The organism is Okibacterium endophyticum (genome assembly GCF_054780075.1).
This window is the reverse complement of the sequence record NZ_BAAGXA010000005.1, coordinates 503126-528137: the sequence shown is the minus strand read 5'-3', so window position 1 is coordinate 528137 and position 25012 is coordinate 503126. Positions and strand designations below refer to the sequence as shown.

General features: G+C 64.4%; 24 protein-coding genes, 1 tRNA gene and 1 other RNA gene. 6 read left to right on the top strand and 20 right to left on the bottom strand.

What is annotated here, in order from left to right:
• Window positions 1-20 precede the first annotated feature (20 nt).
• From ACYVF5_RS06730 to ACYVF5_RS06715, 4 genes are all read right to left on the bottom strand, one after another.
• A complete protein-coding gene (locus tag ACYVF5_RS06730) occupies window positions 21-1283 on the bottom strand; it encodes an MFS transporter (RefSeq protein WP_460944605.1) in 1263 nt (420 codons plus the stop codon).
• Between the two features lie 211 nt (window positions 1284-1494).
• Window positions 1495-2253, bottom strand: coding sequence for a fumarylacetoacetate hydrolase family protein (locus ACYVF5_RS06725; RefSeq protein WP_460944603.1), 759 nt, complete (start codon window positions 2251-2253; stop codon window positions 1495-1497).
• A 60-nt stretch (window positions 2254-2313) separates the two neighbouring features.
• On the bottom strand, window positions 2314-3438 hold the full coding sequence (locus ACYVF5_RS06720; protein ID WP_460944601.1) for a branched-chain amino acid aminotransferase: 1125 nt from the start codon (window positions 3436-3438) through the stop codon (window positions 2314-2316).
• A 48-nt stretch (window positions 3439-3486) separates the two neighbouring features.
• Entirely contained in the window at window positions 3487-4533 is a 1047-nt protein-coding gene (locus tag ACYVF5_RS06715; protein WP_460944599.1) for a 3-isopropylmalate dehydrogenase, read from the bottom strand.
• A 140-nt stretch (window positions 4534-4673) separates the two neighbouring features.
• Between ACYVF5_RS06715 and ACYVF5_RS06710 the strand changes: the two genes are divergently transcribed.
• Complete coding sequence (locus tag ACYVF5_RS06710) at window positions 4674-4916, top strand: DUF6458 family protein (protein ID WP_460944597.1); 243 nt, start codon at window positions 4674-4676, stop codon at window positions 4914-4916.
• A 5-nt stretch (window positions 4917-4921) separates the two neighbouring features.
• On the opposite strand, the gene serA is transcribed toward ACYVF5_RS06710, so the two are convergent.
• The 9 genes from serA to ACYVF5_RS06665 all read right to left on the bottom strand — a co-directional run bounded on the left by serA (window position 4922) and on the right by ACYVF5_RS06665 (window position 15523).
• The gene (gene serA, locus ACYVF5_RS06705; RefSeq protein WP_460944595.1) at window positions 4922-6514 is read right to left on the bottom strand and encodes a phosphoglycerate dehydrogenase; all 1593 of its coding nucleotides are present in this window, start codon (window positions 6512-6514) and stop codon (window positions 4922-4924) included.
• 131 nt (window positions 6515-6645) lie between these two features.
• Window positions 6646-7008: a bacitracin resistance protein gene (locus tag ACYVF5_RS06700; protein WP_460944593.1), complete on the bottom strand. Its 363-nt coding sequence runs from the start codon at window positions 7006-7008 to the stop codon at window positions 6646-6648.
• Window positions 7005-7514 carry a DNA polymerase III subunit gamma/tau gene (locus ACYVF5_RS06695; protein WP_460944591.1) on the bottom strand — a complete coding sequence of 170 codons (510 nt, stop codon included), beginning with the start codon at window positions 7512-7514 and terminating at the stop codon, window positions 7005-7007. Before ACYVF5_RS06695 ends, ACYVF5_RS06700 begins: the two co-directional genes overlap by 4 nt.
• Window positions 7515-7917: 403 nt before the next feature.
• Complete coding sequence (gene ilvC / locus ACYVF5_RS06690) at window positions 7918-8946, bottom strand: ketol-acid reductoisomerase (RefSeq protein ID WP_460944589.1); 1029 nt, start codon at window positions 8944-8946, stop codon at window positions 7918-7920.
• A 57-nt stretch (window positions 8947-9003) separates the two neighbouring features.
• On the bottom strand, window positions 9004-9513 hold the full coding sequence (ilvN, locus tag ACYVF5_RS06685; protein ID WP_460944587.1) for an acetolactate synthase small subunit: 510 nt from the start codon (window positions 9511-9513) through the stop codon (window positions 9004-9006).
• Window positions 9514-9515: 2 nt separating this feature from the next.
• Window positions 9516-11342 (bottom strand): acetolactate synthase large subunit, encoded by a 1827-nt coding sequence (locus ACYVF5_RS06680; protein ID WP_460944585.1) that lies wholly within the window; start codon window positions 11340-11342, stop codon window positions 9516-9518.
• Between the two features lie 41 nt (window positions 11343-11383).
• Window positions 11384-13078: a dihydroxy-acid dehydratase gene (gene ilvD / locus ACYVF5_RS06675; RefSeq protein WP_460944583.1), complete on the bottom strand. Its 1695-nt coding sequence runs from the start codon at window positions 13076-13078 to the stop codon at window positions 11384-11386.
• A gap of 49 nt (window positions 13079-13127) precedes the next feature.
• Window positions 13128-13940, bottom strand: a complete 813-nt coding sequence (otsB, locus tag ACYVF5_RS06670) for a trehalose-phosphatase (protein WP_460944581.1) — start codon at window positions 13938-13940, stop codon at window positions 13128-13130.
• A complete protein-coding gene (locus ACYVF5_RS06665) occupies window positions 13937-15523 on the bottom strand; it encodes an alpha,alpha-trehalose-phosphate synthase (UDP-forming) (RefSeq protein ID WP_460944579.1) in 1587 nt (528 codons plus the stop codon). The genes otsB and ACYVF5_RS06665 overlap by 4 nt, the downstream gene beginning before the upstream one ends.
• A gap of 179 nt (window positions 15524-15702) precedes the next feature.
• On the opposite strand from ACYVF5_RS06665, the gene ACYVF5_RS06660 reads away from it, so the two are divergent.
• Together ACYVF5_RS06660 and ACYVF5_RS06655 are read left to right on the top strand one after the other, a co-directional pair.
• Window positions 15703-15900, top strand: coding sequence for a hypothetical protein (locus ACYVF5_RS06660; RefSeq protein ID WP_460944577.1), 198 nt, complete (start codon window positions 15703-15705; stop codon window positions 15898-15900).
• A gap of 136 nt (window positions 15901-16036) precedes the next feature.
• The gene (locus tag ACYVF5_RS06655; protein ID WP_460944575.1) at window positions 16037-16516 is read left to right on the top strand and encodes a hypothetical protein; all 480 of its coding nucleotides are present in this window, start codon (window positions 16037-16039) and stop codon (window positions 16514-16516) included.
• A gap of 37 nt (window positions 16517-16553) precedes the next feature.
• Here the strand turns inward: ACYVF5_RS06655 and ACYVF5_RS06650 are convergent, their stop codons facing one another.
• From ACYVF5_RS06650 to ACYVF5_RS06640, 3 genes are all read right to left on the bottom strand, one after another.
• Entirely contained in the window at window positions 16554-17924 is a 1371-nt protein-coding gene (locus ACYVF5_RS06650; RefSeq protein WP_460944573.1) for a glucose-6-phosphate dehydrogenase, read from the bottom strand.
• Between the two features lie 140 nt (window positions 17925-18064).
• Window positions 18065-19021: a VOC family protein gene (locus tag ACYVF5_RS06645; protein WP_460944571.1), complete on the bottom strand. Its 957-nt coding sequence runs from the start codon at window positions 19019-19021 to the stop codon at window positions 18065-18067.
• 69 nt (window positions 19022-19090) lie between these two features.
• A complete protein-coding gene (locus ACYVF5_RS06640; RefSeq protein WP_460944569.1) occupies window positions 19091-20215 on the bottom strand; it encodes a 4-oxalomesaconate tautomerase in 1125 nt (374 codons plus the stop codon).
• 365 nt (window positions 20216-20580) lie between these two features.
• On the opposite strand from ACYVF5_RS06640, the gene ligM reads away from it, so the two are divergent.
• Together ligM and ACYVF5_RS06630 are read left to right on the top strand one after the other, a co-directional pair.
• Entirely contained in the window at window positions 20581-21990 is a 1410-nt protein-coding gene (gene ligM, locus ACYVF5_RS06635; RefSeq protein WP_460944567.1) for a vanillate/3-O-methylgallate O-demethylase, read from the top strand.
• Between the two features lie 146 nt (window positions 21991-22136).
• The gene (locus ACYVF5_RS06630) at window positions 22137-22601 is read left to right on the top strand and encodes a hypothetical protein (protein ID WP_460944565.1); all 465 of its coding nucleotides are present in this window, start codon (window positions 22137-22139) and stop codon (window positions 22599-22601) included.
• Between the two features lie 56 nt (window positions 22602-22657).
• On the opposite strand, the gene ACYVF5_RS06625 is transcribed toward ACYVF5_RS06630, so the two are convergent.
• Window positions 22658-22951 (bottom strand): hypothetical protein, encoded by a 294-nt coding sequence (locus ACYVF5_RS06625; RefSeq protein ID WP_460944563.1) that lies wholly within the window; start codon window positions 22949-22951, stop codon window positions 22658-22660.
• A 42-nt stretch (window positions 22952-22993) separates the two neighbouring features.
• Window positions 22994-23066 (bottom strand) — tRNA-Lys (locus ACYVF5_RS06620).
• A gap of 136 nt (window positions 23067-23202) precedes the next feature.
• On the opposite strand from ACYVF5_RS06620, the gene ACYVF5_RS06615 reads away from it, so the two are divergent.
• Window positions 23203-24036: an inositol monophosphatase family protein gene (locus ACYVF5_RS06615; RefSeq protein ID WP_460944561.1), complete on the top strand. Its 834-nt coding sequence runs from the start codon at window positions 23203-23205 to the stop codon at window positions 24034-24036.
• On the opposite strand, the gene ssrA is transcribed toward ACYVF5_RS06615, so the two are convergent.
• Together ssrA and smpB are read right to left on the bottom strand one after the other, a co-directional pair.
• Window positions 24015-24385, bottom strand: a transfer-messenger RNA (tmRNA) gene (ssrA, locus tag ACYVF5_RS06610). The genes ACYVF5_RS06615 and ssrA overlap by 22 nt on opposite strands.
• Before the next feature lie 150 nt (window positions 24386-24535).
• Complete coding sequence (smpB, locus tag ACYVF5_RS06605) at window positions 24536-25012, bottom strand: SsrA-binding protein SmpB (RefSeq protein ID WP_460944559.1); 477 nt, start codon at window positions 25010-25012, stop codon at window positions 24536-24538.

The following is a 25012-nucleotide window of genomic DNA, read 5'->3' as shown; positions in this document are numbered from 1 at the left end:
GCTCATCCCCCGGCATCCGCTCAGGATCGTGTGCGCGCCAGAAGGGCCCACACGATCACCACCGCGACAAGGGATGCCACGACGCACGACAACCCGTTGAAGCCGACGAGGGCAAGCACCGGACCTGCGAGGGCTCCGCCGACCGCACCCGCGAGGTTCATCGCCATGTCGCTGAAGCCCTGCACACGCGCGCGCAGCGGCGGTTCTGTCGACTCCGTGAGCAGGGCGGAGCCGGCGACCGTCGACGCGCTCCAGCCCAGACCGAGAAGAATCAGGGCGAGCGCCACCATGGCGTTGCTGTCTGAGCCGATGGCGCCCACGAGCAGGGCTCCCCCGAGCAGGATCTGACCCCCGACGATCACCGTGAGACGCCCGGCGCGGTCCGCGATGATACCGAAGACGGGTGACAGGGCATACATCCCGGCGACGTGCAGGCTGATCGTGAGCCCGATGATCGAGAGCGTGGCTCCGTGATCCTGCAGGTGCACGGGCGTCATCGCCATCACAGACACCATCGTGGCGTGACTCAACGCCACGGCGACCATCGCGAACCGGCGACGGGTCGTCGAGGGATGCGCCGCGATCAGGGCTCTCGCCCCCGGACGCGGTGCGTCGCCGACAGCCCGGACGGTCAGCAGCGGGTCAGGCCGCAGGCCGACCAGATAGACGGCGACGGCCAGAAGCTGCGCGACGATTCCGAACACGAACGCACCCGTGAGAGGCGGCAGTCCGAGTATCCCTCCGATCGCCTCCCCCGGTTCGAGCAGATTCGGACCGGCTACCGCTCCAAGCGTGGTGGACCAGACGACGAATGACAGATCCCGCGCGCGCGTGCGATCCGAGGCGAGGTCCGTGGCGGCGAATCGTGCCTGAAGCCCGACAGCAGAACCGCTCCCGAGCAGAAGCAGCGACACCAGCAGCAACGGAAAGCTGCCGAGAGCCACAGACGTGACGGTGAGGAGAGACCCGCCGGCCGCGACGAGGGCACCGACAGCGAGTGCCGGTCGCCGCCCTTTCGCCGCGGCCAACCGAGCGAGGGGGATGGCCACGGCGGCGGCGCCGAGGGTGAGCATGGTGGCGGCCATGCCGGACCATGCAGTGGATCCGGACACTTCTGAGGCCAGCAGCGCCCCCAGCGAGACGGTGGCGCCGGCGGCGAATCCACCGAGAACCTGGCCGAGTGACAGCAGCCAAACCGTGCGCCTCTGCACACTCACGAGCTCCGCCTCGGCGAGGCCGGCACCGCCGGAACCGAGGGGACGCACACCACCTGACCTGGTCACATCCGTCAGCCTAACCGTGTGCCGGTGGACCTGTTCTGCCTCGCGCGCCACCTTTTGCGGCGCGCTACCCTATTTCGTGTAGCGCATCACAAACCGTGGCGCGCGTGATGAGCGCACGAAAGCACTCGTGATGAGCGCACTCGTGACGAGCACACGCGGACGAAGCCGTCTCGTGCTGCAGCGCGGTGGATGCGGTGTGCGGTGACGCTCGTTATGCTGCGGTGTTGCGCAGAACCCCGAGGCCGCTGACCTCGACCTCGACCGTGTCACCGGCGACGATCGGTCCGACCCCGGCAGGCGTGCCCGTCAGAATGACGTCACCCGGCAGCAGAGTGAACACAGAAGAGGCGTACTCGACGATCCTCGGCACGGAGTGGATCATGTCGCCCAGCGGCGCAGACTGTCGCACCGAGCCGTTGACACGCGTCTCGATCGTCGCTCCATCGAACTCGAACTCCGTCTCGATGACCGGTCCGAGCGGGCAGAATGTGTCGAACCCCTTCGCCCTCGTCCACTGGCCGTCTGCGCGCTGCAGATCACGCGCCGTCACATCGTTGGCAACGGTGTAGCCGAAGATGACCTGATCTGCGTCTTCTGCGGCGACGTTCTTCGCAACCGCGCCGATGACCACCGCGAGTTCGCCCTCGTGCTCGACCTGCGACGACTGCGCGGGCAGCACGATCTTGTCGCCCGGGCCCACAACCGACGTGTTCGGCTTGAGGAACAACAACGGCTCCTGAGGCGCCTCTCCGCCCATCTCGGCCGCATGCTCGTGATAGTTCTTGCCGACGCAGACGACCTTGGACCGGGGAATGACCGGCGCAAGAAGCACGGCGTCTGCGAGCGGAATCCGCTCACCCGTGGTCTCGATCCCGGCGAACAGCGGGTCGGCCGCGAGCACAACGAGATCTGTCTCGTCGACGATACCGAAATGGATGGAGCCCTGATGACTGAAGCGCGCGATTTTCACGTGTACAACCCTATGCTCTCGCGTGCCCGTTCCCGGTGAACGTGCCGGGGCACATCCCGGTCAGGCGTCGAGCCTCGTGAGCCAGCCGTGCGTGTCTGTCTCACGGCCGTGCTGGATGTCTGTCAGCTCGCGCCTGATCGACATCGACACCTCGCCGGCCACTGCGTCGGGACGCCCGATGCTGAAGTGCGGTGACTTCAGCTGACCGATCGGGGTGATCACCGCGGCTGTGCCACAGGCGAACACCTCGGAGATCTCACCGGACTCCACGCCTGCCCGCCACTCGTCGATGGTGATTGTGCGTTCCTCAACCCGATGACCGCGCTTTTCGGCCAGCTCGATGATGCTCGATCGGGTGACTCCCTCGAGGATGCTCCCGGTGAGCTCAGGCGTCACGATGCGTCCGTCGGCATACACAAAGAAGATGTTCATCCCGCCGAGCTCGTCGATGCGGCTCCCGGTCTCGCTGTCGAGGAACAGCACCTGAGAGCACCCGTTCGCCGCCGCCTCCTGCTGCGGCAGCAGCGACGCCGCATAGTTGCCGCCGCACTTCGCCGCGCCCGTCCCACCGCGACCGGCACGTGAGTACTCGGTGGTGAGCCAGATCGACACGGGCTTCACTCCGCCGGCGAAGTATGACCCGGCGGGGCTCGCGATCACGTAGTAGGTGACGTGTTCGGCCGCGCGTACTCCGAGAAACGACTCGTTGGCGATCATAAACGGCCTGAGGTAGAGGCTCTTGTCCGCACCCTCCGGAACCCAGGCCTTGTCGACCGCGATGAGCTGTCTCAATGACTCCACGAAGTACTCGACCGGCAGAAGCGGCAGTGCGAGCCGGTGAGCGGAACGCTGCATCCGTTCGGCGTTCTTCTCCGGGCGGAACGTCCAGATCGTGCCGTCAGGATGCCGGTACGCCTTGAGTCCCTCGAATATCTCCTGGCCGTAGTGCAGCACCGAGGCAGCGGGGTCGAGCTGGAGCGGCCCGTACGGCTGCACACGTGCGTTGTGCCATCCCTCGTCGACCGACCAGTCGATGGCGATCATGTGGTCGGTGAAGTGCTTGCCGAACCCGGGGTCCTCGAGAATGGCGGCTCGTTCGGTTTCACCGAGCGGGTTCGGGGCCGCGGCGTGCTGCCAGGCAAGTGGCTGCGCCGGCCCGTTCGCGGTTTCAGTGGTGATGGTCATCTGTATTCCTTCGTACGACGACGCCCGCAAGGGGGCATGAACAACTCGTCAGAGCCGAGACGCTATCGCGTCGCCGATCTCGTTCGTTGTGCGGGGTGAATCGGTGCGGGTGGCGATGTCCGCCGTGACGGCTGCGGTGACAGCCGCCGATTCCGCCGTGAGGCCCAGGTGATCGAGCAGAAGAGCGACAGAGAGGATGGCAGCGGTGGGATCAGCCTTCTGCTGCCCCGCGATGTCTGGCGCCGATCCGTGCACGGGCTCGAACATGCTGGGGAACGTGCCGTCCGGGTTGATGTTGCCGGAGGCCGCGAGTCCGATGCCACCGCTGATTGCGCCGGCGAGGTCGGTGAGGATGTCGCCAAAGAGATTGTCTGTGACGATGACGTCAAATCTAGCAGGATTGGTGACCATGAAGATCGTCGCCGCGTCGACGTGCAGGTAGTCGACGCTCACCCGGGGAAACTCGGCCGAGACCTCGTCGACCAGGCGTTTGTAGAGCCCGCCCGCGTGAACGAGGACGTTCGTCTTGTGCACCAGCGTGAGCTTCTGGCGCCTGGACGCTGCGACGGTGAACGCGTATCGCACAACCCTCTCCACGCCATAGGCGGTGTTCACCGAAACCTCATTGGCGATCTCGTGGGCGGTGCCGCGCCTGATCGAGCCGCCGTTACCGACGTACGGTCCCTCTGTGCCCTCCCTGACGACGACGAAATCCACGTCGCCGGGGTCGGCCAGTGGGCTCGCCACGCCCTCATACACACGCACGGGGCGCAGGTTCACGTAGTGGTCGAGGGCGAACCGCAGGCCGAGCAGAAGCCCGCGCTCGATGTTCGCGTCCTTCAGACGGGTGTCCCCAGGGGTGCCTCCGACGGCGCCGAGCAGAATCGCGTCGTTCTGAGAGATCGCGGCGAGGTCATCCGGTGTCAGAACGTCACCCGTCTCGAGATACCTGCCGGCGCCGAGCGAGAACATCGTTTTGGCGAATGTGACGTCCGATGCCGCCGTGGCAGCGTCGAGAACCTTCACCGCCTCCGTCGTGACCTCCTGGCCGATTCCATCACCCGGAATCACCGCAAGCTTGATCTCACGCGACATACTGCTCCTTCACTGCGCCACGACAACGACCTGTTCAGCCTACTGCCGCTGGGAGCCGCTATCCGCACGACCGGTGGTTATTCGGGGCGGAGCGGAATACGCTGGCGACAACACCCGCCGACGACAAAGGAGTGGTGACGATGAGTTTGGGTCTGGGGATTTTTCTGATGGCGGTGGGAGCGATACTCGTTTTCGCCGTCAACATCACCGTCGAGTGGGTTGACCTGAGAATGGTGGGCTACATCCTGCTCGCCGCGGGATTCGTCGTTGTCATCCTCGGCATCGCCCTGATGGCACGCAAACGCCGTTCCATCACCCGTTCCGGTGTTGACCGCACCACCGGGGAGCGCGTCGACTACGCCGAGCGCGATGACACCCTCTGATCGGCTCAGTCCGTGATGTCGATCTCGCGCAGAACGTCTGCGTCGATGTCGGAGCGAACGGTCTCGAGAATGTCATCCGGCACCGGCGAGTCGACGGTCAGCACACTGAGCGCTTGCCCGCCTGCTTCGTGGCGCGCGATCTGCATGCCGGCGATGTTGATGGATGCCTCGCCGAAACGCTGGCCGAAGATCGCGACGATCCCCGGGCGGTCCGTGTAGAGCATCACAACGTGGTGCTTGGCGATCGGAACCTCGACGTCGTATCCGTTGATGCTGACGAGCTTCTCGATCTGCTTGGTGCCGGTCAGTGTGCCGGAGACCGAAATCTGCGAGCCGTCGCTCAACGCGCCGCGCAGGGTGATGACGTTGCGGTACTCGTCGCTTTCGGCATCCGTGATCAGGCGGACCTCGATGCCTCGCTGCTCGGCGAGAAGCGGTGCGTTCACATACGACACGGTCTCGCTGACGATGTTCGTGAAGATCCCTTTGAGGGCGGCGAGCTTCAGAACGCTCACGTCGTAGTCGTTGAGCTCGCCGTGCACCTCGACGTCCACGCTCGTGAGGGGCGAACGCGCTGAGATCGCCGCGAAGATCTGACCGAGCTTCTCGACGAGCGGGATGCCGGGGCGCACGTAGGGATCGATGATGCCGCCCGCGACGTTGACGGCGTCTGGAACGAGCTCTCCGCCGAGAGCGAGGCGCACCGACTTCGCCACAGACACACCGGCTTTCTCCTGCGCCTCGGCTGTCGACGCACCGAGGTGCGGGGTGACGATCACGTTCTCGAGCGCGAGCAGCCTGCGCTCGGTCGGAGGTTCGCTGACGAACACGTCGAGCCCGGCGCCGGCGATCGTCTTCGAGACGAGCGCTTCGTACAGCGCGTCCTCGTCGATCAGACCACCGCGTGCGACGTTCACGATGTAGGCGGTGGGCTTCATGCGCCTGAGCTGCTCGGTGCTGATCATGCCCGTGGTCTCCGGCGTCTTCGGCATGTGGATCGTGATGAAGTCCGCCTGTTCCAGAAGCTCGTCGAGACTGACGAGTCGCACACCGAGCTGCTGGGCGCGAGCACTGGTGACGTAGGGGTCATAGGCGATGACGTTCGTTCCGAACGCCTGCATGCGGGCGGTGATGAGCGCACCGATGCGGCCTAGGCCGATGATGCCGATGGTCTTCTCATAGAGCTCTGTTCCGGTGTACTTCGACCGCTTCCACTGCCCCTCAGCGAGGGCGCTGTGTGCGGCGGGGATGTGACGAGCCAGACTCAGGATGTGACCCACTGTGAGTTCAGCGGCTGAGATGATGTTGGACGTCGGCGCGTTCACGACCATAACGCCGGCGGTCGTCGCGGCCTTGATGTCGACGTTGTCGAGCCCGACGCCCGCGCGGGCGATCACCTTCAGGTGAGGAGCTGCCGCGATCGCCTCTTCGTCGACCTTGGTCGCCGAGCGCACGAGAACGGCGTTGGCGTCTGCCAGCGCTGAGAGCAGTGCCGGGCGATCGGTGCCGTCGACGTTGCGGATGTCGAAATCCGGCCCGAGCGCATCGACGGTGGCTGGTGAGAGTTCTTCGGCGATGAGCACAACCGGTTTCGACACAGACTATCCTTCACGGTTCGACGGGGACGCGCTGACGGGCAGGCGGGTTCAGGTCAACTTTATCGGACGGCCGGGCCGCATGACGCCGACGCCGGTACTCGTGTTGTGAAGACCCCGACGGCGGAATGTGGTCAGGAGAGGAACGACCCCACTCCGAACAGCGAGCCGACGCTGAGGTACGTCGCGGCAGAGGTGCCGAGTGCCGTCAGATAGAGAAGAACCTGAGAGATCGGACCGCGCCGTCGTCCGATGAGGTACGCCGCCCCGAAGGCGATGAGCGGCAGAAGCGCGCTGAGAACGAGGATCACCCAGCCGAGTGCGGTGACCGAGGTCTCGAGTGCGGATGCCGTTGCGGCGATCACCAGCAGGTTGCCGACCGCCTCCCAGACGTCATAGGCGAAAAACAGCCCGAAGACGACGAGCAGGGCGTACTGAAGCCATAGCGGAGTGCGGGCGGCGGGCGACGCCCCTGGTTGCACGGTGCCACCTGTCATGCTGCCCCCACGATGAACGGCCACGGCGCCAATACGACGACGCCGGCGACGAACGCCACAAACCGCCACCGGAACGACGGGGATCCGCGGGTGAGCCAGAGGGTCGTGCCGAACCAGAGCGCTGGAGACAGCACGGCGAACCAGTGCCCGAGTGTGTACATGACCTGTGCGTCGATTCCCTCTGGCCGATAACTGTCTCGGCCCACCGCCACGAGCCAGCCGATGGTGTAGAGCAGAAAAACACCCGCGATCACACCATGGGCGATGAGAGCGATCGAGCTCATCTGCGAACGTTCGCCGGTGGAGGTCTGGTGCGTCCGGCGATCGCCGCTCCGAGCATCCGTGTTCTCACCGTCGGCCACACCGGGTTTTCCGACGATCCGCCATCCGGGTGCCACGGAGGCCTTCTGTGCAGACGCATCGTCGACACCACCGGCACCGCCGGCGAGAGTCTCATCGTCGTCACCCGCCCAGCTCAGCGCATCGTGGTCACGGTCGGGCGTCATCGTTCCAGCGTAGCCGCCACTCGTCTCGGAGCGGGCTCTGCACACGGTTCACCCCCGATACGAGCCCGATCGTCGTAACGCGACGCACTCGAGCCGCTCGCACGGGGCTGAATGAAAATGGCTCCGACCGCCGCTCACGATGGTGCGCGAGCGGCGGCCGAAGCCGAGGGAGATCATCCCTGTCTGGTGAGATCAGCCGGTGTGCTGATCAGGTGGTGGCTCTTTAGCGGGCGACGCCGCCGTCTGTACCGCACCGCAGGCGCCGAACAAACACAGCGTCACGACGACTGTACAGACGGCAGCCCGTCAAGACACCTCTAGCGGGCGACGCCGCCGTCGGTACCGCACCACAACAAACACAGCGTCACGACGACTGCACAGACGGCAGCCCGTCAAGACACCTCTAGCGGGCGACGCTGCCGTCTGTGTAGTCGTCATCGTTCGATGCGTTCCACGCGAAGAGCTTGCGCAGTTCACGCCCGGTCTCTTCGATCGGGTGCTGCTCGCCCTTCTTGCGGAGCTCGAGGAACTCGGGGCCGCCTGCATCCTGGTCGTCGATGAAGCGCTTCGCGAACGCACCGGACTGGATGTCGGCGAGAACGGCCTGCATGTTCTCTTTCACGTGCGGGTCGATGACACGCGGGCCAGAGACATAGTCGCCGTACTCGGCGGTGTCAGAGACACTCCAGCGCTGCTTGGCGATGCCGCCCTCCCACATGAGGTCGACGATGAGCTTCAGCTCGTGAAGCACCTCGAAATACGCGATCTGCGGCTGGTAGCCGGCCTCGGTCAGCGTTTCGAAGCCGTACTGGACGAGTTGTGACACACCACCGCAGAGCACCGCCTGCTCACCGAACAGATCGGTCTCGGTCTCTTCGGTGAATGTGGTCTTGATGCCGCCGGCACGCAGCCCGCCGATGGCCTTGGCGTATGACCAGGCGAGGGGCCAGGCGTTTCCGGATGCATCCTTCTCGACGGCGACGATCACGGGAACTCCGCGTCCCGCTTCGAACTCGCGACGGACGGTGTGCCCCGGGCCCTTCGGAGCGACCATAAACACGTCGACGCCCTCTGGGGCCTCGATGTAGCCGAAGCGGATGTTGAAGCCGTGGCCGAAGACGAGTGCCTTGCCGTCGGAGAGCTGGTCCTTGATGGACTCCGCATAGATGATGCGCTGGTGCTGATCAGGGGCGAGGATGACGATCACGTCTGCCCAGGCAGATGCATCCGCCACGTTCTTCACCGTGAAGCCGGCCTCCTGGGCCTTTGCGATGGACTTCGAGCCATCTTTCAGGCCGACAACGACCTCAACGCCGGAATCGCGCAGGTTGAGTGCGTGGGCGTGGCCCTGTGAGCCATACCCGATGACAGCTACCTTCTTGCCCTGGATGAGCGAGAGGTCGGCGTCTTGGTCGTAGACAATCTCAGTCACTTGTGATTTCTCCTTGTTGGTTTCGGAAACCGCCTGTGCAGCGGTTCCGGCTTCGTATTAGTTCTTGAAAACGCGCTCGGAGATGGACTTCGAACCGCGGCCGATCGCGAGGAGCCCTGACTGCGCCATCTCTTTGATCCCATAGGGCTCGAGCACCTTGAGGAGTGCGTTCGTCTTGCCGGAATCGCCCGTCACCTCGATGACAACCGCGTCTGTCGCCACATCGACGACACGCGCGCGGAACAGGTTGACGGCCTCGAGCACCTGGGAGCGGGTGGAGTTGTCGACGCGCACCTTGATCAGCAGGTGCTCGCGCTGCACGGACTGGGACTGCTCGAGCTCGACGATCTTGATGACGTTCACCAGTTTGTTGAGCTGTTTGGTGACCTGTTCGAGCGGAAGTCCTTCGACGTCGACGACAACGGTTATCCGAGAGAGGCCCTCGACCTCGCTCACGCCGACCGCAAGCGATTCGATGTTGAAGCCGCGTCGGGCGAAGAGCCCCGCGACTCGGGTCAGCAGACCGGGCTTGTTCTCGACAAGCAGGCTCAGAACGTGTCTCGACATGTCTAGGCCTCCTCGTCGAACGCCGGACTGTGATCCCGGGCGTATTGCACATAACTGTTGCTGACGCCCTGCGGCACCATCGGCCAGACCATCGCGTCTGCGCTCACGACGAAGTCGATGACGACCGGCCTGTCGTTGGTCTCGAGCGCGAGTGTGATGGCCGCGTCGACCTCGTCTTCGCGTGTGACCCGGATGCCGAGGGCGCCATAGGCTTCGGCGAGCTTCACGAAGTCGGGGACCCTGGCCGTGTCATGGCCGGTGTTGAGGTCCGTGTGCGAATACCGGCCGTCGTAGAAGAGCGTCTGCCACTGACGCACCATGCCGAGCGACGAGTTGTTGATGACGGCGACCTTGATCGGGATGTTGTTGATCGTGCAGGTCGCGAGTTCCTGATTCGTCATCTGGAAGCATCCGTCGCCGTCGATCGCCCAGACATGGCGATGCGGCTCCGCCACCTTGGCGCCCATGGCTGCGGGAACGGCGTAACCCATCGTGCCCGCACCGCCCGAGTTGAGCCACGAGTTCGGTCGTTCATAGCTGATGAACTGCGCCGCCCACATCTGATGCTGGCCGACGCCGGCCGCGAAGATGCCCTCCGGCCCGGTGAGCTCACCGATCCGCTTGATGACGTGCTGCGGGGCGAGCAGACCGTCACTCGTCGGCGCGAATCCGAGCGGGAACTCGTCCAGCAGCCCGTTCAGGTAGGTCCACCATTCCTGGTAATCCGGCTTCGCCTCTCGGCTCGCCTTCTGGAACGCTGCGCTGAGGTCGACGATGACGTCTTTGGCATCGCCGACGATGGGCACATCGGCCGTGCGGATCTTCGAGATCTCAGCAGGGTCGATGTCGACGTGAACGACTTTGGCAAGGGGTGCGAACTCCGCCGATTTGCCGGTGACCCTGTCGTCGAAGCGGGCTCCGAGCGAGATCAGCAGGTCAGCCTCCTGCAGCGCCAGCACGGCCGGGACCGTTCCGTGCATCCCCGGCATGCCCAGGTGCTGGGCGTGCGAATCGGGGAATGCACCCCTGGCCATCAGCGTGGTCACAACGGGAACACCTGTCGATTCGGCGAGTTCCAGCAGTTCGGCGGATGCCTCTGCCCTGATCACTCCCCCGCCCACATAGAAGACCGGCTTCTTGGCTTCGACGAGCATCTGGGCCGCCGCCTGGATCTGTTTGCCGTGCGCCTTGGTGACCGGGCGATAACCGGGCAGATCGAGCTTCGGCGGCCAGATGAATGGAGCAGAGTTCTGCTGTGCGTCTTTGGTGATGTCGACGAGCACCGGCCCCGGCCGGCCCGTTGAGGCGATGTGGTACGCGGCCGCGATGGTCGCGGGGATCTCGCTCGCGTCGCGCACCAGAAATGAGTGTTTGGTGATCGGGAGCGTGATCCCGACGATGTCGGCCTCTTGGAAGGCATCGGTTCCGATGAGGTGCGAGAACACCTGGCCCGTGATCGCCAGCAAGGGCACCGAATCCATGTGCGCGTCGGCGATGGCTGTGACGAGGTTGGTCGCTCCCGGGCCGCTCGTCGCTATGCAGACGCCGACCCTACCGGTGGCAGCGGCGTAACCCTCAGCAGCATGACCTGCCCCCTGCTCGTGGCGGACGAGGATGTGCCGAAGCTTTGTGCTGTCGAGCAGCGGGTCATAGAGCGGCAGGATCGCCCCGCCGGGAAGGCCGAAGACGTCGTCGACACCCAGAAGTTCGAGCGTGCGCACGATGGCTTCGGCACCCGTCAGACTTTCGGGCGCTCTCTGGACCTCTGGCGCTGCCGAGGCAGCGTGGAGGTCAGCTGGTGATTTGGCGGTACGTGGTTCCGCAGACATACGTGAATTGTTCCCTCGAGAGTGATCGTGAATGAGGCGCGCTACCCGGTGATCGCGCCCTCCGCAGCGGAGTGCACGAGCTTCGAGTACTTTGCGAGGACGCCACGGGTATAGCGCGGAGGAAGTGGTGCCCAGCCGTCACGGCGGGCTGCGAGCTCTGCAGCGTCGACAAGTAGGTCAATGGAGCGAGCCGCGATATCGACCCGTATCAGATCACCATCGCGCACGAATGCAATGGGGCCGGCGTCCACTGCTTCGGGTGCTATGTGGCCGATGCACAGACCGGTTGTGCCGCCTGAGAATCGACCGTCCGTCAATAGTAGTACATCTTTGCCGAGCCCCGCGCCCTTGATGGCGGCGGTGATCGCGAGCATCTCCCGCATTCCTGGCCCGCCCTTCGGGCCCTCGTACCGGATGATCACGACATCGCCTGCGCTGATGCTTCCCTCTGTGAGAGCATCCATCGCCGCACGTTCACGTTCGAACACGCGTGCGGGGCCCTCGAACACCTCGAGGTCGAAGCCGGCGGTCTTGACGACGGCGCCCTCTGGCGCGAACGACCCGCTCAGCACGGTGAGACCGCCCGACTTGTGAATCGGGTTGTCGAGCGTGCGCAGAACCTCGCCGTCGAGCTCGCCCGGGTTGAGCTCGGCGAGGTTCTCGGCGACGGTCTTGCCCGTGACGGTCATCGCGTCACCGTGCAGCAGGCCTGCGTCGAGCAGGGCCTTCATCACAACCGGCACTCCGCCGTGGCGGTCCACGTCATTCATCACGTACTTGCCGAACGGCTTGAGGTCACCGATGTGGGGAACGTTGTCGCCGATCCGGTTGAAGTCGTCGAGGGTGAGGTCGACATCGGCCTCACGTGCGATGGCGAGCAGGTGCAGAACGACATTCGTCGACCCGCCGAACGCCATGGCGACGGCTATGGCGTTTTCAAAGGCCTTTTTTGTGAGGATGTCCCTGGTCGTGAGGCCGAGACGCAGCATGTTCACAACCGCCTCGCCCGAGCGGTGAGCGAAATAGTCCCGGCGGCGGTCGGCCGAGGGAGGCGCTGCCGATCCCGGCAGGCTCATGCCGAGCGCTTCGGCGACGGACGCCATGGTGTTGGCCGTGTACATGCCGCCGCACGCGCCTTCTCCCGGGGCGATCGCGCATTCGATGCGCTTGAGGTCTTCTTCGCTCATCGTGCCCGCCTTGCAGGCGCCGACGCCCTCGAAGGAGTCGATGATCGTGACGTCCTTCTCCGTGCCGTCACTCAGCTTGACCCATCCTGGGGCGATCGAGCCGCCATACAGAAAAACAGAGGCCAGGTCGAGTCTCGCCGCCGCCATCAGCATGCCGGGCAGGGACTTGTCACAGCCCGCGAGCAGCACTGTGCCGTCGAGGCGTTCCGCCATGACCACCGTCTCGACCGAGTCGGCGATGACCTCACGCGACACGAGCGAGAAGTGCATCCCCTCGTGTCCCATCGAGATGCCGTCGGACACCGAGATGGTTCCGAACTGCAGCGGGTACCCGCCGCCGGAGTGCACACCCTCTTTGGCGCCCTGCGCGAGACGATCGAGCGAGAGGTTGCACGGAGTGATCTCGTTCCAGCTCGACGCGATGCCGATCTGCGGCTTGTCCCAGTCTTCATCGCCCATTCCGACAGCGCGGAGCATCCCGCGACTTGTGGTGGCTTCGATTCCGTCCGTGACGGCACGGCTGCGTGGCTTGAGGTCAATCTCTGGCATACACCGAGTCTAAGGCTTCGGCGAATGCGGCCTGGCCGCCCGGTGCTCGTCAAACGCTTCCGAGCCGGGCGATCCTGCTCTCTGCGACCCGGCCGAGGAACAAGGCGAACTCTCTCGGGCCGTCGATTCGATATTGTGCCCGGGTTTCGCCGCTTCCGACCTTCACGCCGATGTCCCGCTGATCGAGAGCCGCGAAGGCGTCTTCGTCTGTGACATCGTCACCCGCGTAGAAAACGGCGTCTGCCCCGGTGTAATCGCGAAGCCGGGCGATGCCGTCCCCCTTCGTCGCAGAGAGCACAGACATCTCGAGAACGTCTTTGCCCGCGCGCACGGTCGCCCCGGGGAATCCTCCGTCGATGACACGCATGACCTCTGCCACAACACGCTCGGCGTGGCGATCGTCCAGCCTGCGAGTGTGCACGGCGAACCCCGCGGGCTTCACCTCGATCCACACGCCCGGTGCGGCATCGGCGACGGCGTCGAGCGCCTGCTTCATCCGCTCGAGGGCTGACGTGTCGTCTTCGCTGAGGGGTGGATGCCCGTCCGCCCCGTCCAGGCGGAACTCCGCCCCGTGCGAGCCGACGAGCAGCACGGAGTCCGGCACGTCTGCGACACGCTCGAGGCTCTCGAGCGCCCGGCCTGAGACGTACGCGACCCTCGTGTGCGGTGCGGAGGCCAGCTCCAGAACCGCCGCGTGCGATTCGGGAAGCGCACGCGAGTTCGCCGGGTCGTCTATGAGCGGCGCGAGAGTGCCGTCGAAGTCGAGCGCAACGAGCAGCTCGCCAGCCGACGCAAGGCGTGATACCGCGTCGTCGATCTCCCGCTCCGCCCGCTGGCCGAGTTCCGCCCCGCCCTTGCTCACGATGCCACCCGTGGGTCGCTTTCTTCGCCGCGGGTGTCTGGCCCATCGTCGGCATCCGAGAGACGCGCACGTGACTTCGCAGCCGCGGAGCTCCGGCGCAGTTCGTTGAGGAACGACGCAGACCAGCGCTTCACGTCGTAGTCGAGCACCCGTCGCCGCATGGCACGCATACGGCGACGACGTTCTGCCGGTGCCATATCGATCGCCCGCATCATTTCGTCTTTGAGCTCTTCGATGTCGTGGGGGTTCACCAGAAGGGCCTGTTTCATGTCGTCGGATGCTCCGGCGAACTCACTCAGTATGAGCACACCGTCGTTGTCGAACCGAGTGGCCGCGTATTCCTTCGCGACGAGATTCATGCCGTCGCGCAGCGCTGTCACAAGCACGACGTCCGCCGCGAGATACAGGGCGACCATCTCCTCTCTCGGATAACCGTGGTGCAGATAGTTGATCGCCGTATGACCGATCGTGCCGAAATCGCCGTTGATCCGTCCGACCATAAGCTCGATCTCATCGCGCAATGACTTGTAGGTCTCGACGCGCTCCCTGCTCGGGCTCGCCACCTGCACGAGTGTGACGTCCTCGACACTGAGCCTGCCCTCTGCGAGGAGCTCTCCATATGCTTTGAGCCTGTGGCCGATGCCCTTCGTGTAGTCCAGACGATCGACTCCGAGCATGATCACTCGGGGATTGCCGAGCTCTTCTCTGATCTCACGCGCCCTGGCCTGGACCTCTGGCTGGCGTGCGAGGTCTTCGTAGCTCTGCGCGTCGATCGAGATCGGAAAGTGTTTCACCGTCACGATCCGCTTCGGACCGACGGGCCTGCGGGTACGAGAATCGGGCGGCACCACAGTGCTCTGCGGTTTTCGAGCCTCGACCGGCGCGCGCTCCTCGATGGGAACAGCGATGCTCGTGCTCTTCGTCTCGTAATTGAGCAGCCGGCGCACAGCCCTCGCGAAGTTGCTGGCATCCGCTGTGCGCTGAAAGCCGAGAACGTCGGCGCCGAGCAGACCGCGAACGATCGGAGTGCGCCACGGCAGCTGCGAGAACAACCCGTATGCCGGAAAAGGAATGTGGTTGAAGAACCCGATGGTCAGGTCTGGCCGTGAGTCTCTGAGCATGGCGGGCACAAGCTGCAGCTGGTAGTCGTGCACCCACACCGTGCCGTTCTCAGCGGCGATAGAAGCCGCGATGTCGGCGAAACGGCGATTGACGAGGACATACGCGTCCCACCACTCACGGTGGTACCTCGGCGGCGCGATCACGTCATGGTAGAGCGGCCAGAGCGTGTCATTCGAGAATCCCTCGTAGTAGTACTCGACCTCTTCGGCGCTGAGGTGCACGGGCACGATCCAGGTGCCGTTGTTGTCGAACGGTTCGACGTCGATGTCCGTCGACCCCGGCCACCCGATCCAGGCACCGCTCTCTGCCCTCATCACCGGTTCGAGCGCGGTCACCAGCCCGCCGGGGGACGTTCTCCAGTGAACGGTCCCGTCATCCGTCGCCACCCTGTCCACCGGCAACCGATTGGCCACCACCACAAAATCGAACGATTGTGCCGTCGTGTCGCGCTTGTCGCCCATGTCACCTCCGCACATCGATCGTCGAATTGAGTTTGTCTCAGGTTATCAGCGGAGCCCGCACCCCACAGTGGCTGCCGGCGGCAGCTGCCCGCCTTCTCGCGTGAGAGCCTCAGCACACCGTTGCGGGGTCTGCTCCCACGACGCGAAGCGCACTACCCTGGAACCGGAGGTTCATAACGATGCGCAAATACCTGCTCAACGCGAGTGTGATCACAACGGTGGCCAGTGGTTTCGGCCTTTTACAGAGCACTCGAAAAGGACCACGCGACTGGCGACTCGCACTGATGTGGGTCGGCTGGGCGATCACCGTCGCTCTAGCCATCGGCGCGGTCTCGCAGAAGGCAGAGCAGGAGAAGCGCGAGCAGCTCGAGGCCTGAGGCGGCGCACACATTACCGGAATGCCAGGCTGACAGGGTGATTCCGCTCATTGCGGCGTGTCGCCGGTGCGCCCTCGGGTGAGCACGTGACACTTGTCGCAAGCAGGAAGACACGTCTCACTGCAGAGGAGCAGATATGTTTGGCCGCCGCCGCCACAGAGCGCATCCGCAGCCCCGGCCGGACGCCACGGGACCCGCCCCACAGCAGCCTGTTGATCCCGAACAGCTCTTTGCCACTGTGCGTTCCGTGCTCAGCGAGTACATCGGTCAGAACGGCACGTGGACCCTGGTGCGCCGGGGCGACGACGACACCGATTCGATCTTTCAAGAGATCTCGGCAACCGTGTTCGCACAGGCTGTCACGGCATCCATCCTCGGCACGCGTGACGGCATTCCCGTTGCGCGCGGCAGTGAAGAGCCCTCCGTCGTCCGAGAACCCGGCATCACGGCACTCACAGCGGCTGAAGGGCAACCTAGGACAGCCACTGAGCGAGTGACTCGGGAGCTCGATACGGTCGCGGTGTGGGCAGACCCCGTGCGCCACGATCCCTCGTTCGTGAGTGACGAGCTCGTCTCACCGCCCCACGGCGCCGAGCAGTCCCGCAACAGCGCGTGATCCGCTGACGGCCCTCGCGAGCTGCGGGCATCTGCCGTCAGGAACGCCAGTGAGCCGGCCCCGCCGACCCTGCGGCGTATTCATCGAGCGGAACGTCATCCCGCTTCCATGCCTCGAGAACGGGTGCGACGATCCGCCAGCACTGCTCCGCCGTGTCTGCCCTGACCGAGAGCGACGGGTCAGCGTCGAAGATGCCCTCGAGGACTTCGCCGTATGCCAGCAGCTGACCGGGCCCGAAATCGGTTGTGAGAGCGGCTCGGTCAAGCACTCGATGATCGCCAGGACCGTTGATGTTCAGCTCGAGCGACATCTCGTCTGGTGCGAGCATCAGCCGCAGAACCGTTGCCTCTGCGCGCCCCGAGAAGCCGGTCGGCACATGGTTCGCGCGCTTGAAGGTCACGATGATCTCACGCCGGCGCACACCGAGCGCTTTGCCTGACCTCAAGACGAACGGCACACCGGACCAGCGCCAGTTGTTCACCTCGACTCTCACCTCGGCGAGCGTCTCGGTCTTCTGATCCGGGTTGACACCCGGCTCGTCCGCGTAGGCCGGATATCGACGGCCGGCAACGGCCCCCGCGGTGTAGCGCGCACGTCTTGTCGAGCCGACGGCGTCATTGTGCCGCACACGCGTCGCCCTCAGCACAAGCCCCTTCGCGTCGCGCAGATCCTGTGCGTTCAGCGTAGATGGCGGTTCCATCGCCACCACGGCGAGCACCTGCAGAAGATGACTCTGGATCATGTCGACGAGTGCGCCCGCACGATCGTAGTATCCCGCGCGCCCCTCGAGGCCGAGCTGCTCGTCATAGACGATCTCCACCTTCTCGATGTGCTCTGCGTTCCACAGTGGTTCGAAGATGCGGTTGGCGAATCGCACCCCGAGCAGGTTGAAGACCGTCGACCGACCGAGAAAATGATCGACGCGATGGATGTTGTCCTCCGGCACGAGTCTGGACAGCTGCGCGTTCAACGCCTCAGCGCCGGCCTCATCGGTGCCGAACGGCTTCTCGAGCGCCAGAACGGTGTCTTCCGGCAGCTCCACCTGCTGCAGTGCGGCGCACGCGAGTGCGGTGACAGCCGGCGGCAGGGCGAAATAGATGGCCGGCGCCTGTTTGCAACGAGAGAGCAGCTCGCGCATGGCGTCCGGCTTGCTGACGTCGGTGTCTGCGTAGATCGCGTCGCGGATGGCGGCATCGACGGCTGCACCGGATGCCTGCACCGTCGAGAATGAATTCGTCACGGTCTCGCGCCAGTCGGCATCCGTCACCTTGTCGAGCCCTGCTCCGATGATCTGCACCCTTCTGTGGTGCTGTTCGGTGAGGAGCTGGCCGAGGGCCGGAAGCAGAAGCCTGGACGTCAGGTCGCCGCTTGCGCCCAGGATGAGAAGCGTTGATGAAGGTGAGCTCATGCTGCCGACGCTATCGCCCGCTCACCGGAACCACCACCCCTTCGACGCGGCGAATGTTCAAAGCCGCCTTCTCACATCCATACCAGCCGGGTCGCACAAAAGACTGCTCTGCTCGTCTCACAGAAGATGGCTCTGCTCGCTTACGACTCGATCGGCGGCGTGCCGTGTGTGTGGAAGGTCTCGATGGTCTTCATCCCCCAGGCCTGACCCTTCTTGCGCTCTTCTTCTGTCCACTCCACGACTTCCCAGTCCGGGTCGAGAAGCAGGCGCGCACCCGGGTTGGCGAACTCGATGCGGTTGCCCCCCGGCTCCCAGACGTACAGAAAAAAGGTCTGCTGGATCGCATGTTTGTGCGGACCTGACTCGATGTGGATGCCGTTCTCCAGAAAGATGTCTGCGGCCTTGAGGATGTCCTCACGAGTGTCGGTCGCGAAGGCGATGTGGTGCAGACGCCCTGTGCTGCCCGTCCAGTCCCCCGAGTACACCACGTCGTACGACTTGTTCACGAAGTGGAACCACTGTGCGGCCAGCTTCCCCGAATCGAGGCGGATCTGTTCGCTGGCGCGGCCGGCAAGGCCCTCGGCGATGAATCGGCCGTTCTCCTCGACATCGGCGCCGAGGTAGTTGACGTGGTCCAGACGGCGGGCGTTGACTCCGCGGCCTGGAAACCTGTCTGCCTGGTTCTTGAGCGCCGGCTTCGCATCGGCGGGAGCGACGAAGCGCTCGGTCTCGTAATAGATCTCCATCGGGTGTCCGTCGGGATCGGTGAAGGCGAAACTGCGCCCGACGCCCATCTCTCCCTCGCGCCAGCCGATCCCGTATCCCGATGCCTCGATCGCCCTCACCCGACGCTCGAGCGCCTCTTGGCTGGATGCGCGGTAGGCGACACGGCCGACCCCGCTCGTGTGCGAAGCCGTCAACTTGATCGTGTACCGCTCGTAGTCGTCCCAGCAGTGCAGGAACGACGAATCGCCTTCGTGGGCCACCTCTCGCATGGCGAGCAGGTCTTTGAAGAACCACAGGCTCTTCTCGAAGTCAGGGGTGAAGAGCTCGACGTGCCCCAGATGGGCGATGTCGAAAGACTGCGGGTCGGTCATGGTTCCTCCGTCATGGGTGCTGGTCGGTGCGAATCGTCGCTGTGTTTCAGGGGTCAGCCCGGAGCCGGTTCACAGCCGTGGCCTCGCGAAGACACGGCCGTCGAAGATCTTGCGGCTCGTGCGCAGCGCGGCGGAACGTGTGACGTCGGCATCCTCAGCCGCACCAGAGAGCGCGACGTCGACGTCGAAGAAGCCGGTCGGGTGCTCGATTCTGAACGGCTGCCCGCGCTGCGGCAGCCGCGCGAGGTCGTGTCCTACCGACCCCTCGGCGAGCACGCCCGCGCCCACGGTGAGAGCGCCGAGAACACCGATGGATGTGTGGGCGCGAACGGGCAGGAAACTGCGGGTTCCAATTGCACCGATGTCACCCCGCGGGGGTGAGAGCAGCACGATCTTCGGAATCGTCTTGCCGCTGACGTCACCCATGCCCATGATCTCGGCGGCGGCCGCCCTGAGGTCGACGAGACGCGCCGCAAGCACCTCATCCGCTTCGAGATCCGCTGGCGGCTCGTCACCGGTCACACCGAGATCGGAGGCCTTCACCAGCACGCTCGGCATGCCGTTGTCGACACAGGTCACATCGATGCCTGCGACGGTGTCGCGCACACGACCGGTCGGGAACAGCGCGCCGAGAGTCGAGCCGGCCGTGCCCTCGAACTCGAGTCTGATGGGGGCCGCCGTGCCCGGCACCCCGTCGATCGCCAGGCCACCGTCGTAGTCGACACGCCCGCCCGGGGTGGCGAACGTCGCAACGGCGACACTGTCGCTGTTGACCATCAGGATGCGAACACTCGTCTCACCGCCCGGACCAGGCTCGACGAGCCCTCGTTCGAGGGCGAACGGCCCGATTCCCGCAAGAACGTTCCCACAGTTCTGGGCGTCGGTGACGAAAGCCTCGTCGACCCCCACCTGCAGGAACAGGTAGTCGACGTCGGTCTCGCCCGCCGCGGAGGGTGAGACGACGGCCACCTTGCTGGTGAGCGGATGCGCGCCTCCCAGCCCGTCGATCTGCCTGGCGTCCGGTGTTCCCATGATCCGCATGAGCAGGTCGTCGCGCGACGCGGGATCGACGGGAAGGTCGGACGCGAGAAAGTACGCGCCCTTCGAGGTTCCGCCCCGCATCAGCATGCAGGGAACCCCGTCGATCATCGTGTCGGCGCGGACGGCGTCACGGCTGCGATCCTCGCTCGCCATATACGTCATTCCTCTCTTGCGCGTCGTGCCTCGTGCGCGCGGGGCTGGCCTTCATCAGCCGCCCTATGCCAGCAAACCACGATCCGGCATAACGGTCAAGATTTTGGCTACATTCTTGTAGCCAATCGTGTTCAAGGCTAGTCTCAGACGAAGACGGCGAGAACAAGGGAGTTCACCATGTCGATGAACCCGAGCGAACGGCCGACGGCGGCCGGCATCGCGGGCCTACGAGGCCTCGACACTCCCCGTCCGTTCCCTCTTTCGCGCTCTCGCGTGACCGCCGCATCTCGCGCAGAAAGCCACGAAGGTGGCGCACACAGGCGGAGCGCATCATCTCCCAGACCGGCATCAAGAGAAGGAGCATCGTGACCGCATCCAATCTGCAAGAGGTTCTCGACGAATCGGCGAACACCGTTGAGCATCTTCGGAACTCGCAGCTCGGGACGTATATCTATCCCGTCGTCCCCTCTGAGTTCACCAACTGGCGTCGTGAGCAGATCGCCTGGCGCGAGACGGCGGTGCTCTTCGACCAGAGCCACCACATGGTGAACCTCTTCATCGAGGGCCCGGATGCTCTGAGGCTCGTCAGCGACACAGGCATCAACAGCGTCGCCACCTTTGCCGTGAACACGGCGAAGCAGTTCGTGCCCGTCACCCCAGCCGGTTATGTCATCGGAGACGGAATCATGTTCCGTGAAACAGAGGACCGCTTCGTGTTCGTCGGCCGTGCGCCTGTCGCGAACTGGCTGCTCTATCAGGGCGAGACCGGTGGTTACGACGTCGAGATCGTTCACGACGACCGTTCCCCCTCGAGGCCGTACGGCAAGGCCGTCAGCCGCAGGTACTGGCGCTTTCAGATTCAGGGGCCCAACGCCTGGCCGATCATCGAAAAGCTCAACGGCGGATCGATGGAGAAGGTCACGTTCTTCCACATGGCCACCATGAAAATCGGCGGCGAGACCGTCGGTACGCTTCGCCACGGTATGGCCGGCGCCCCTGGCCTCGAGATCTGGGGACCATACGACACCTATGAGAAGGTCCGCCAGACCATTCTCGACGAGGGAGCGGAGTTCGGCATCGAGCCGGTCGGTGCACGTGCCTACTCGTCGAACACACTCGAGTCCGGCTGGATCCCCTCTCCGCTGCCCGCCATCTACACGGGTGAGGAGTTGCGTGGGTACCGCGAATGGCTCGGTGCGAACAGCTACGAGGCCACCAACGCCCTCGCAGGCTCGTTCGTCTCTGACAACATCGAGGACTACTACGTCACCCCGTGGGACCTCGGCTACGGTTCGTTCATCAAGTTCGACCGCGATCACTTCATCGGCAAAGAAGCACTCGAGAAGATGGACCCCGCCGCACAGCGCAAGAAGGTGACCCTCGCGTGGAATGACGAAGACCTGGGCAAGATCCTCGTGTCGCCGATCGACCGCAGCGGGCCGGGATACCAGTTCTTCGATCTGCCCAACGCGAACTACGGTTCGTCGAACTACGATTCGGTGATCGACGCAGACGGCACGGTTGTGGGCCTGTCGATGTTCACCGGCATCACGGCGAACGAGCGCCGTGGTCTCTCGCTCGCGATCGTCGACCAGAACATTCCCGTCGGCACCGAACTGCGCGTCGTCTGGGGTGAGCCCAACGGCGGATCGAAGAAGACGACGGTTCAGCCGCACGAGCAGATCGCCGTGCGCGTCGTTGTGAGCCCGGTCCCCTACGCCGAGACTGTCCGCAAGGAGTACCACGGCGGCTGGCGCACCGCCGGCCAGGCATAGACACCGCGCTCAGCACCGTGACATAAAGGGGACCCGGGTGCCGAACAGCCGGGTCCCGCCGTCGCGTGGCGCCGGTCGCAGCACGCATCCGTTTACGATGTTCGATGGGGGTGCGCTCGCGCCTCAAAGAATGAGAGGAGTTGCTGGTGGTCATCTGGCGGGGTTGGGGAATTCTGGCGTTTCTTTACGCGTTCATCGCGATGATCCTGTTCGCCGGGCTCGGTTCCACACTGCTCGCCGACTCGGTGCTGCCGTTCAGCATCACGATCGGTCTGCTCGCCGCCGCTGCCGGTACCTGGTTCACGGGCATCGCGATGAACCGCACCACTCCGCAGCGGAAGATCGACGCCTGGGCGCAGGGGCGCAGGGCACAGCTCGACGAACTGCTGGCGACGGGCCGATTCTCGCTCGGCCCCGGTTACCCGCAGCCGACTTCGACAGAAGAGGCGAGGCAGATGGCCGACGCCGTGTTCGCGCGGGAGCTGGAGCAGACGAAGCAGGCCTACAACGTGCACACCCTGTTCTGGATCCCGATGCAGTACATCGCATTCGTCTGGGCTGCCATCGCGCTGATCGTGTTCGTCGCCGGCCTCATCGGCCTCACGCGCTGAGTATAGGACTCTCGGACGTGTGAACCGAGACCCACACGTTTCGTCGCTAGTTGTTCTCAGATGCTGCCGGTTCTTCGGCCTAGCTCGGGATCGGGACGTTGACTCGATGCCGACGTGCGCCAAGCGGCGGCGTGCCCCTCACCACAGTTGATCTTCGAGGTGGACCACCTCGGCGGGCTCACTACGCCAACCGGCGCCTGTGCAGCCAAACGTTCTTCACCAAGGTCTATATCGAGGAGGACGACGAACTCCGCGTCGAGAACGCCCGATCCTTCAAGATGCTGCTCGACCCCGTCGTCAACGCCGACGCCCTGACCTGGGCCGCGAACGCCGACAAGGCCCGAACCCATCCCTTGATTCTTCGGGCCGAGGTTCGAGCCTTGTGCGTAGGGTGCACCCCCCGGGACTTGAACCCGGAACCCACTGATTAAGAGTCAGTTGCTCTGCCAATTGAGCTAGAGGTGCGTTGTCGGCCCGAATTCGAACTCTCGAACCGAGGGTCAACATTAGCATCACCCACGGCGCCTTCGCCAATCGGGGATCAATGCGGGCGAAGCCGCCCCAGCGCATACGCGAGCCGGTGCGACGCTATCGTTGGGGTGTGACCGATGCGCCCGACTGCCTCTTCTCCGATGATCTTGCCCTCGCCTTTCGCCTGGCCGACGCCGCGGATGCGATCTCGCTCGAACGGTTCAGAGCGACGAACCTCGAGATCTCGACCAAGCCGGACCGCTCACACGTCACGGATGCCGACCTCGCGGTCGAGCGGGCGCTCAGGGAGACCTTGTCGACCGAAAGACCCGACGACGGCATTCTCGGCGAAGAATTCGGCGCAGAGGGCCCGACCAACCGCCAGTGGATCGTGGATCCCATAGACGGCACCGCGAACTTTCTGCGTGGCGTGCCGAACTGGGCGACCCTCATCGCCCTGGCGGTCGACGGCAAACCGGTTGTGGGTGTTGTGAGCGCACCCGCGTTCGGCAAGCGCTGGTGGGCTGCGACCGGATCAGGAGCATGGCTCAGCGAGGGCGGAGGCCCCGCGCGACGCCTGCAGGTCTCGGGAGTCGAACGGCTCGAGGATGCCTCGCTCAGTTTCCAGAGCATCGCCCAGTGGGACGACGCCGGTTACCTCGATCAACTCATCACCCTCACGCGCAGCGTATGGCGTGACCGCGCCTACGGCGACATGTGGGCATACGGCCTGCTCGCCGAAGGCCTCATCGACATAGCCGGTGAGTTCGGCGTCAAGGAATATGACATCGCGCCGTTCGCCGTCATCCTCGAAGAGGCCGGAGGGCGGCTCACGGCCATCGACGGCACCGACAGCATCGCCGAGCGGAGCGCGCTGGCGACCAACGGCATCCTGCACGAGCAGGTCCTGCGGGTGCTGACGCAACGTGTGACAACGGCCGATGGTGGAGATGGGGGGAATTGAACCCCCGTCCACTGCTGTGATTCTGCGCCTTCTACGGGTGTAGCCTGTGCAAGCGTTCTGCTCGGCCCCGACCTTTGCCACAGGCACCTAGGTCGACAGGCCCAGTCCGAGTTCGAGTCCCGTGCACCGCTCAGACGTCAGTGCACAGCAAGCCCCCTAAATGACGCCAGAATCCGTGTCGGAGACACCCACGGTCTGACGGACTATCGAGCTCGCTTACGCAGCGAGGGCGAAGTCAGTGCGTTTTGAATTGGCACTTATTGTTTTTCAGAGATCGTTAACGAGATAACCCTGAATCCTCGACCCGCTTCTCGCAGTTTCGCAGGCAATGTCGAAACCGATCATCCCCATGCGTCGCGCTGTTCGACGATGCGAACAGAACGGGCCGTTGTCACACGCTGTTGAGTTGTCAATACACTGCGATCAAGAGATTCAACGCAGCTTTTCAGTATAACGTCCGATGCATCGGTCGGCAAACCTGCGCACTCTACGAAACGACTTACTCGCCCATTCTATTCCGGGTCGACATCGCGCGTTGGGCCTCTCGGGTGTCCTGCTTCTCACGCAGGGCCTGTCGCTTGTCATATTCGCGCTTGCCCTTGGCGACAGCGATCTCGACCTTGGCGCGACCATCGCTGAAATAGAGCTTCAGGGGAACGATCGTGTAACCGCCGGGGGCGACCTTGTGGCTGATCTTCAGGATCTCCTGCTTGTGCAGCAGCAGCTTGCGCTTGCGGCGGGGCGGATGGTTGTTCCAGGTGCCCTGGTTGTACTCCGGGATGTGCACGGCGTCGAGCCAGGCTTCTCCCCCGTCGATATACGCGTAGCCGTCGACGAGCGACGCACGACCCTCGCGAAGCGACTTCACCTCGGTTCCGCTCAGAACGAGGCCGGCCTCGTAGGTGTCCTCGATGAGATAGTCGTGCCTCGCCCTGCGATTGGTGGCCACGACCTTCTGACCACGTTCTTTTGGCAC

Bases quoted from the DNA above. Each gene is read 5' to 3' on its own strand.
- ACYVF5_RS06720 (WP_460944601.1), bottom strand. From the start codon at position 3,438: ATGACCATCACCACTGAAACCGCGAACGGGCCGGCGCAGCCACTTGCC.
- ACYVF5_RS06715 (WP_460944599.1), bottom strand. From the start codon at position 4,533: ATGTCGCGTGAGATCAAGCTTGCGGTGATTCCGGGTGATGGAATCGGC.
- ACYVF5_RS06710 (WP_460944597.1), top strand. From the start codon at position 4,674: ATGAGTTTGGGTCTGGGGATTTTTCTGATGGCGGTGGGAGCGATACTC.
- ACYVF5_RS06700 (WP_460944593.1), bottom strand. From the start codon at position 7,008: ATGACAGGTGGCACCGTGCAACCAGGGGCGTCGCCCGCCGCCCGCACT.
- ACYVF5_RS06695 (WP_460944591.1), bottom strand. From the start codon at position 7,514: ATGACGCCCGACCGTGACCACGATGCGCTGAGCTGGGCGGGTGACGAC.
- ilvN (WP_460944587.1), bottom strand. From the start codon at position 9,513: ATGTCGAGACACGTTCTGAGCCTGCTTGTCGAGAACAAGCCCGGTCTG.
- ACYVF5_RS06680 (WP_460944585.1), bottom strand. From the start codon at position 11,342: ATGTCTGCGGAACCACGTACCGCCAAATCACCAGCTGACCTCCACGCT.
- ilvD (WP_460944583.1), bottom strand. From the start codon at position 13,078: ATGCCAGAGATTGACCTCAAGCCACGCAGCCGTGCCGTCACGGACGGA.
- ACYVF5_RS06665 (WP_460944579.1), bottom strand. From the start codon at position 15,523: ATGGGCGACAAGCGCGACACGACGGCACAATCGTTCGATTTTGTGGTG.
- ACYVF5_RS06660 (WP_460944577.1), top strand. From the start codon at position 15,703: ATGCGCAAATACCTGCTCAACGCGAGTGTGATCACAACGGTGGCCAGT.
- ACYVF5_RS06655 (WP_460944575.1), top strand. From the start codon at position 16,037: ATGTTTGGCCGCCGCCGCCACAGAGCGCATCCGCAGCCCCGGCCGGAC.
- ACYVF5_RS06650 (WP_460944573.1), bottom strand. From the start codon at position 17,924: ATGAGCTCACCTTCATCAACGCTTCTCATCCTGGGCGCAAGCGGCGAC.
- ACYVF5_RS06645 (WP_460944571.1), bottom strand. From the start codon at position 19,021: ATGACCGACCCGCAGTCTTTCGACATCGCCCATCTGGGGCACGTCGAG.
- ACYVF5_RS06640 (WP_460944569.1), bottom strand. From the start codon at position 20,215: ATGGCGAGCGAGGATCGCAGCCGTGACGCCGTCCGCGCCGACACGATG.
- ACYVF5_RS06625 (WP_460944563.1), bottom strand. From the start codon at position 22,951: ATGGGTTCGGGCCTTGTCGGCGTTCGCGGCCCAGGTCAGGGCGTCGGC.